The sequence below is a fragment of the Kitasatospora sp. NPDC091257 genome, from assembly GCF_044757675.1.
Classification (GTDB): Bacteria; Actinomycetota; Actinomycetes; order Streptomycetales; family Streptomycetaceae; genus Kitasatospora; species Kitasatospora lactacystinica.
This window is the reverse complement of the sequence record NZ_JBIVVI010000469.1, coordinates 1-6,420: the sequence shown is the minus strand read 5'-3', so window position 1 is coordinate 6,420 and position 6,420 is coordinate 1. Positions and strand designations below refer to the sequence as shown.

Genomic DNA, 6,420 nt, shown 5'->3' with positions numbered 1-6,420 from the left:
TTTTTCAAGAATATTACTGAATACGATATTAATACGAGTTACTGGTTTTCAGAGGTGTGCTCTTCGGATCTCCCCGTCCTGCCCTGGCCCTGCCGATCGGCAGGGCCAGGGCAGGAATTGCGCCTCGGGAACCTCCCGATCGGCACATGTGCGACGAGCAGCCGGCGCGCAAGGATGACGGCCATCGGGGCCCCGCCGGTGGGGCCCGGAAAGGAACCCTGCCGTGACCACCCTGTTCCCGTCGCTTCCGCGCCTGCCGCTCTCGTTCCTGTCCCTCCCGCGTCTGCCGTTCCTGTCGCTGCCGTTCCCGCCGCTCCCGCGTCCGCCGTTCGCCCTGCCCTTCGTCTGCCGGGCCCTCCTCCGCGCCTGCGTCAACGCTTCGCGGGCCATCGGTGCCGCGGGTCGCCGGCGCAGCAGCCCCTCAGCGCAGCGCCATGCCCGGGGTTCCCCGCACCGCGTACGCCGGCAGGCGCAGCCCGCCGAGGGCGGCCCGGGGCAGGCTCAGCCCGAAGCGCCGCTCGACGGCACCGAGGGCGCGGCGGAGGGCGGCCCCATCGGGCTCGCGCCCGGGGTCGCGGGGGGTCACGCCGTCGGCCTCCAGGACTCCGGCGGCGACCAGGTCCGGCACCAGCAGGTCCGGCTCCTGGCCCCAGCGCCAGCGTTCCTCGCCCAGGCCGAAGCCGCACAGCACGGCGCCGTCCCGGGCGTAGTCGAGCAGGGCCGGCCGCTGCTCCGGCATCGGGCGGAAGTGCACCACCTCGACGCCGTCGCGCGCTATCTCGATGAGCAGTTCGCCGCCCGTGGAGTCGCCGTACTCGATCGCGAACGACCAGCCGGCGCACTCGCCGACCCGGATCACACCGTCGCCGTCGTCACCGGGGCGGTAGACCTCGATGTCCAGGTCCCGGATCTCGGTGTCGCTGATCGGCTCGGTCGCGGTGGCCGGGTCGGCGCCCATCCGGCGGGCGAGCTCCTGGGGCGTGATCCCCCGGGCGAAGACGACGCCGCCGACCTCACCGTCCGGGTCGGGTCCGGCCGTTGACGGTCGGCCGGTTGACCGGCGTCCCGTTGACGGTCGACCCGTGGCCGGCCGGCCGATCTCGGCGAGCCATTGGATGCCGTCCCCGTCCTGTCCCACTCCCCCGTGCGTGCCGTCGGTCATGCCGCCCTCCCCTCGCGCATGGCCTGCGGTGACCGGGCGCGCAAGTGGGCACCCTAACCGACCCTGCCGACACCCGGCCGCCGGTCGCCGGATCAATGCCGGAACCGGCCGTGCGCGGGCCGACAACCACCCCTGTTCGATCGGAAGGAGGCCGATCCGGAATCGAACCCACCCGGCCCGCACCGCCGTTCACCGGGCGCCACCGTTCACCCGGACCGCACCGCCGTTCACCCGGCACCTGCGCGGCCCGGCTCCCCGGACACTCACCCGGACCCGGCGGGCACCTTCCGGCCCACGGCTTCGAACAGCAGCCTCGCGGCCACCGTTGCCCCGTCGGTACGGATGCCGCCGGCCACGGCCCCCGCCCGCGCCCGGGTCCCGGGCACCAGGGCCGTACCGAGCGCGGCGGAGAGCGAGTCTACGGTCGGCGTCCGGTCGAGGTGGGCCGCGCCGATGCCCAACTCGGCGACCCGGGCGGCCCAGTACGGCTGGTCGGCGATCCGGGGGACGACCACCTGCGGCACGCCCGCCACGGCCGCGGTCGTCGTGGTGCCGGCGCCGCCGTGGTGGACGACGGCGGCCACCCTGCGGAACAGGGCCTGCTGGTTCACCTCGCCGACGACGTGACAGTCCTCGCGGTCGTCGATCGGGGTGAGCCCGGCCCAACCCCGGGCGAGCAGCACCCGGCGGCCGTGCGCACGGCTCGCTTCGACGGCCACCCGCGCGATGCCCTCCGGGGCATGCGCGGCCATGCTGCCGAAGCCGACGTACACGGGTGGTTCACCGGCGTCCAGGAACGCCTCCAGGTCGGCCGGGAGCGGGCGGTCGTCGGGGAAGATCCACGCCCCGGTCGGCACCACGTCGAGTTCCGTCATGCCCTCCGACGGGCACAGGGTCGGATCCGCCGCCAGCCACGGCCGCTCGGTGAAGACGTGGTCGCGGACGTTCTGCACCGGTGGCAGACCGATGGCCGCCCGGTGGTCGTTGAGCGCCTCCCGGTACAGCCCGTTGACCCGCTGGGCGTCCTGCTCCCAGAGCTTCCGGTAGTCGGTCTCGTCCTGCGGGGACGGCGTGCCCGGCCGCCGGCCGGGACGGAAGTGCCGCGAGGGCAGTCCGAAGATGTGGAAGCAGGCCAGCACGTAGTGGAGGCCGAGCTTCTCCGCGACGTCCCGCGCCCCCGCCGGCATCAGGCCGGTCGCCAGCAGCACGTCGCAGCCCTCGGCCGCCGCGGTCAGCGTCTCGAACCTCGCGGCGACCAGCTCGCGGGCCAGCCGGAACGCGTCCTCCGCCGTCGGCAGCTCAGGACCGGCGACGATCGAGCGCACCGACGGGCCGACCGGCACCAGCGGCACCCCGACCCTCGCCAGCAGGGCCGCGAACTCCTCATCCGGCGGCGCGCACACCCGCACCTCCGCGCCGAGCCCCCGCAGCGCCGCCGCCAGCCCCGCCAGCGGCTCGACATCCCCGCGCGATCCCCATGTCGTCATCAACACGCGCATTTCACGACTCCCGTTTCCGCAGGTCATGGCCTTACGGTCGGGATTCTGCGCCACAACGGGGGCCTTGCCGCAAGCCCCGGGTCACGCTGTAGCTTGATAGTGGCAGGGGGATCCACTCTCCCTGCCGTTACCGGAGCAGCGACCCCGAGCTCTACCCCAGGACCCAGGGCGAGTACCTGCGCGACGCCCTCGGCACGGGCTACGTCGCCATCGGTCTCACCTTCGGCCGCGGCTCGTTCCTCACCAAGGACTCCCCGTTCGCCCCCGACTGGAAGAAGGTCACCGTTCCCCCGGCCACCGCCGGAATGAACGAGTACGTCCTCGACCGGGTGCGCCCCCGCGACTACGACGTCGACCTGCGCTCCGCCCCGCCGGCCACCCGCTCCTGGCTGGACACCGCCCGCCCGACCTACGACGCCGGGACGGAGTTCCGCAGCGACCCGCTGCCGCGCCTGGCGATCGGCCCGGCCTACGACGCCCTGGTCCACCTCCACGAGACCGGCGCGGCCCGCCTCCTCTGAGCGCCGGCTCCTGGCGTCAGTGGTCGCTGCTAGCGTGCCTCTCCGTCAGCACGGGTACGCGGGACGACGGACCGCACCACCGACGGGGAGGCACCAGCACGTGCGGGAAGTGACGCGTCACACCGTGGTCCAGCAGCGGATCCGCGACGCCCTGGGGGACGTCCGCGGCCGGGCGCTCGGCCATTGGTACGACCTTGAGGACGAGTTGACCATCGGGTCGGTCCGCGCGATGGGCGAGGAGCTGCTCGACCACGTCGCCGCCCTCTCCCTGGAGGACGGGGGCCTCACCGGAGCCGACGCCCGCGCGGCCGTGTGGACGGCGGCCGAGTGCGCCCTCGGCGTGCTCCAGCTCGGCTGCTTCCCCCGGGGCGACTTCGACGTCCCCTTCCCGTACATCGGCAGGACGCTGGACAGCGAGGACGTCCGCTTCGGTGCGGTCGTGGACTTCGCGCCCACGGCCGCGACCTGGGTGGAGGCCTTCGCGATGTGCCTGATCGGCGGTCTGCTGCCGCACCGCGACCGCATGCTCGGCCCGCTGCTCGTCGAGGACTACGCGCCCGCGGTCCGCGACGGCCTGCCCCACTCGGACCTGACGTCCGTCTCCGAGCCCGCGGACCTGGCCGGGATGACGGCCCTCGGCTCGTACCTCTTCGTCGTGGAGACGGATCGGTCGCCGTGGATCGCCCCCGGTCCCGTCCCGCTGCGCAAGCCGGACGCCGACGAGCGCGCGGCCGCCGCCCGGGGCCTGGACGCCGCGGCCGGGGCGGCACCCGGCGGGCTGAGCCCGGACCAGCGGCTGCTGCGGGTCCTGCTGGACGACGACCGGGCCGCCTTCGAGGAGGCGCTCGCCGCCCGCCTCGCCCTCCACCGCGACAGCACGCCCGCGACGGCCCGGCCCCGCACCCTGCTCCCGGTCGTCCCGATCGCCCTCGCCGCCCTCGCGGTCCAGGCGCACGGGTGGGAGCTCGGCATATCCTCCGGCTACCTCCCGGCGACGCTGGTCGGCACGGGCTGATCGGTCCGACCGTCCACGGCGATCAGGTCGACGGCCCGGTCGGCACCGTACGGGCGGACGTCCCGGAAGACGGTGACGGAAGGCGTGGTCATGGGCTGCTCGCTCTCGCTCTGGTTCCCGAGGTGGTCCGGCGCCGTGGACGGATACTGTCCGACAGGAAAAACGTCCTACCTTTCATTCAACCGCTGCTGATCCCGCCGTTGGCCGCCAGTGCCGCGCTGGTGCACGGAGCGCCCGCGCTGCCGATCTCGCAGCCGCGCAACCCGATCGGCGGCCGGCTGATGTCGGCCCCGATCGGCTTCGCCACCCTGGCCGTCACCGGCAGTACCACCTGGGGCGCGGCCGTGGCCGCCGGGCTCTCACTGGGCGCGATGATGCTCACCCACCTCTCGCACTCCCCGGCCGCGGCCACCGCCGTGATCGTGGTCCTGCAAGGCCCCGCACCCCGTGCCCTTCCTCCCGCTGCTCGTCCTGGCCACCGTGCTGCTGGTCGTCATCGGCCTGCTGCCCGGCCGGATCGGCAGGCACCCGGTGCGCTACCCGGTGTCCTGGTGACGGCCACGCCGAACTGACGGCCGCCGACCGCAGCCACGGCCGCGGCGGGCCCTCACGACCCCAGGTACCTCAGCACCGCCAGCACCCGGCGGTGGTCGTCCGGCGCCTGCGGCAGGTCGAGCTTGGTGAAGATGCTCGCGATCCGCTTGGCCACCGTGGCCTCGGTGACCACCAGCCGACGGGCGACGGCCGCGTTGGAACGGCCCTCCGCGATCAGCGCCAGCACCTCGCGCTCCTTGGGGCTCAGGCGCTGCAGCGGGTCGTGCCGGCGGGTCAGCAACTGGCGGACCACCTCCGGGTCCACCACCGTCCCGCCCCCGGCCACGTCGGTGAGGGCGGCGACGAACTCCCGCACCTCGCCGATCCGGTCCTTGAGCAGGTAGCCGGTGCCCGCGCCCCGGTCGCCGGCGGAGATCAGCTCCGCGGTGTACCCCTGCGAGACGTACTGGCTGAGCACCAGGACGGGCAGCCGCGGATCCTCCTCGCGCAGCCGGCGGGCCGCGCGCAGTCCGTCGTCGGTGTTGTCCGGGGGCATCCGGACGTCGACGACCACCACGTCCGGCCGGTGCTCCCGGACCGCCTCGACCAGTGCCGGGGCGTCGCCGACGGCGGCCGCCACGGTGTGCCCGAACCGCTCCAGCAGGGAGACCAGGCCCTCCCGCAGGAGCACCGAGTCCTCCGCGACGACTAACCGAAGTGCCGGCACGGGATCTCCACTCGCAGGACGGTCGGCCCACCGGCCGGGGAACGCAGGCACAGGGTGCCGTCGATAACGGCGAGCCGGTCGCTGATGCCCAGCAGACCGGTTCCGGCGGCCGGGTCGGCGCCGCCGGCCCCGTCGTCCCGGATCTCCAGCACCAGCCCGTCCGCCGCCGCGCGGCCGTGCACCGAGGCGCGCCGGGCGCCGCTGTGCCGGACCACGTTCGCCAGCGCCTCGCAGACCACGAAGTAGGCGGCGGCCTCGACCGGGGCGGGCGGCCGCCCGGGCAGCGCGACGTCGACGTCCACCGGCACCGCCGAGCGGCCCGCGAGGTCCCGCACCGCCGGTTCCAGCCCCCGGTCGGTGAGGACCTGCGGATGGATGCCGTGGATCAGTTCGCGCAGTTCCCGCAGCGCCGTCTGCACCTCCTCCCGGGCCTCCCGGACCTGCCGGGCAGCGGCCGACTCCTCGGGCAGGTCGAGACCGGCCAGGCCGAGTTTGACGGAGAGCGAGACCAGCCGCTGCTGGGCGCCGTCGTGCAGGTCGCGCTCGATCCGTCGCCGTTCCACCTCGTACGCGTCCACCAGCCGGGCCCGCGAGGCCACCACTCGGGTCAGCTCGTTCTCGGCGGGCTCCAGCACGGCCCGGGCGGTCACCGCCCGTACCCCCGCCCAGGCCGCCAGCGGGTAGGCCGCCACCGGGAGCAGCACGAGTCCGGCGAGCGGTCCGAGCCAGGAGGCGGTGGGGTTCGCGGTGGGCTGGAACGGGGCGGCCAGCAGGAACAGCGGGGTGCCGAGGCCCACCGCGACCAGTCCGAGGTCGATCCACCAGAGCAGCAGCAGGGAGACCAGCCCGTAGCCGAGGTCGCGCCGGGCCGCCGGCCCCCGGAACAGTGCGCGGGCACGTCCACGCCGCCACGGCGGCAGCTCCCGCACCGCCGCCTACTCGCTGGAGGCGATGCGGGACGA

7 protein-coding genes and 1 pseudogene are annotated in these 6,420 nt (G+C 74.4%); 3 read left to right on the top strand and 5 right to left on the bottom strand.

What is annotated here, in order from left to right:
- Nucleotides 1-421: 421 nt before the first annotated feature.
- Both ACIQOV_RS21765 and ACIQOV_RS21760 read right to left on the bottom strand, forming a co-directional pair.
- Nucleotides 422-1,162, bottom strand: coding sequence for a DUF6461 domain-containing protein (locus ACIQOV_RS21765; RefSeq protein WP_401050804.1), 741 nt, complete (start codon nucleotides 1,160-1,162; stop codon nucleotides 422-424).
- Between the two features lie 263 nt (nucleotides 1,163-1,425).
- A complete protein-coding gene (locus tag ACIQOV_RS21760) occupies nucleotides 1,426-2,661 on the bottom strand; it encodes a glycosyltransferase (RefSeq protein WP_401050802.1) in 1,236 nt (411 codons plus the stop codon).
- Nucleotides 2,662-2,771: 110 nt separating this feature from the next.
- Between ACIQOV_RS21760 and ACIQOV_RS21755 the strand changes: the two genes are divergently transcribed.
- Complete coding sequence (locus ACIQOV_RS21755; RefSeq protein ID WP_401050806.1) at nucleotides 2,772-3,182, top strand: erythromycin esterase family protein; 411 nt, start codon at nucleotides 2,772-2,774, stop codon at nucleotides 3,180-3,182.
- A 109-nt stretch (nucleotides 3,183-3,291) separates the two neighbouring features.
- Nucleotides 3,292-4,197 (top strand): immunity 49 family protein, encoded by a 906-nt coding sequence (locus ACIQOV_RS21750; protein WP_401050800.1) that lies wholly within the window; start codon nucleotides 3,292-3,294, stop codon nucleotides 4,195-4,197.
- Here the strand turns inward: ACIQOV_RS21750 and ACIQOV_RS21745 are convergent.
- The gene (locus ACIQOV_RS21745; protein WP_401050799.1) at nucleotides 4,164-4,289 is read right to left on the bottom strand and encodes a hypothetical protein; all 126 of its coding nucleotides are present in this window, start codon (nucleotides 4,287-4,289) and stop codon (nucleotides 4,164-4,166) included. The genes ACIQOV_RS21750 and ACIQOV_RS21745 overlap by 34 nt on opposite strands.
- Before the next feature lie 30 nt (nucleotides 4,290-4,319).
- Between ACIQOV_RS21745 and ACIQOV_RS21740 the strand changes: the two are divergent.
- A pseudogene (locus ACIQOV_RS21740) lies at nucleotides 4,320-4,577 on the top strand (HPP family protein); the annotation flags it as partial.
- Nucleotides 4,578-4,804: 227 nt separating this feature from the next.
- On the opposite strand, the gene ACIQOV_RS21735 reads toward ACIQOV_RS21740, so the two are convergent.
- Together ACIQOV_RS21735 and ACIQOV_RS21730 are read right to left on the bottom strand one after the other, a co-directional pair.
- On the bottom strand, nucleotides 4,805-5,458 hold the full coding sequence (locus ACIQOV_RS21735; RefSeq protein WP_359898483.1) for a response regulator transcription factor: 654 nt from the start codon (nucleotides 5,456-5,458) through the stop codon (nucleotides 4,805-4,807).
- Nucleotides 5,440-6,387, bottom strand: a complete 948-nt coding sequence (locus tag ACIQOV_RS21730; protein ID WP_401050797.1) for a histidine kinase — start codon at nucleotides 6,385-6,387, stop codon at nucleotides 5,440-5,442. Before ACIQOV_RS21730 ends, ACIQOV_RS21735 begins: the two co-directional genes overlap by 19 nt.
- Nucleotides 6,388-6,420 lie beyond the last annotated feature (33 nt).

What these genes read in the sequence shown, in the direction of transcription:
- ACIQOV_RS21765 (WP_401050804.1), bottom strand. Translation starts at nt 1,162, where the DNA reads ATGACCGACGGCACGCACGGGGGAGTGGGACAGGACGGGGACGGCATC.
- ACIQOV_RS21760 (WP_401050802.1), bottom strand. Translation starts at nt 2,661, where the DNA reads ATGCGCGTGTTGATGACGACATGGGGATCGCGCGGGGATGTCGAGCCG.
- ACIQOV_RS21745 (WP_401050799.1), bottom strand. Translation starts at nt 4,289, where the DNA reads ATGACCACGCCTTCCGTCACCGTCTTCCGGGACGTCCGCCCGTACGGT.